General features: G+C 53.4%; 1 protein-coding gene. It reads left to right on the top strand.

Annotation, left to right across the window (positions count from 1 at the left end; translation table 11 throughout):
• The first annotated feature begins 55 nt into the window (after positions 1 to 55).
• Positions 56 to 753 (top strand): IS1-like element IS1A family transposase gene (locus tag AACU19_RS20180; RefSeq protein ID WP_228272831.1). Its coding sequence is split into 2 segments (ribosomal slippage): positions 56 to 305 and positions 305 to 753, totalling 699 coding nucleotides; the frame shifts between segments, so codons are not numbered across the junction.
• Positions 754 to 764 lie beyond the last annotated feature (11 nt).

Raw genomic sequence — 764 nt, 5'->3', positions numbered from 1 at the left:
GGTGATGCTGCCAACTTACTGATTTAGTGTATGATGGTGTTTTTGAGGTGCTCCAGTGGCTTCTGTTTCTATCAGCTGTCCCTCCTGTTCAGCTACTGACGGGGTGGTGCGTAACGGCAAAAGCACCGCCGGACATCAGCGCTATCTCTGCTCTCACTGCCGTAAAACATGGCAACTGCAGTTCACTTACACCGCTTCTCAACCCGGTACGCACCAGAAAATCATTGATATGGCCATGAATGGCGTTGGATGCCGGGCAACAGCCCGCATTATGGGCGTTGGCCTCAACACGATTTTACGTCACTTAAAAAACTCAGGCCGCAGTCGGTAACCTCGCGCATACAGCCGGGCAGTGACGTCATCGTCTGCGCGGAAATGGACGAACAGTGGGGATACGTCGGGGCTAAATCGCGCCAGCGCTGGCTGTTTTACGCGTATGACAGGCTCCGGAAGACGGTTGTTGCGCACGTATTCGGTGAACGCACTATGGCGACGCTGGGGCGTCTTATGAGCCTGCTGTCACCCTTTGACGTGGTGATATGGATGACGGATGGCTGGCCGCTGTATGAATCCCGCCTGAAGGGAAAGCTGCACGTAATCAGCAAGCGATATACGCAGCGAATTGAGCGGCATAACCTGAATCTGAGGCAGCACCTGGCACGGCTGGGACGGAAGTCGCTGTCGTTCTCAAAATCGGTGGAGCAGCATGACAAAGTCATCGGGCATTATCTGAACATAAAACACTATCAATAAGTTGGAGTCAT

The organism is Escherichia sp. MOD1-EC4550 (assembly GCF_963876935.1).
Classification (GTDB): Bacteria; Pseudomonadota; Gammaproteobacteria; order Enterobacterales; family Enterobacteriaceae; genus Escherichia; species Escherichia coli_F.
Note: the sequence above shows the minus strand (reverse complement) of the source record. Positions and strands in the feature narration are given on the sequence as shown.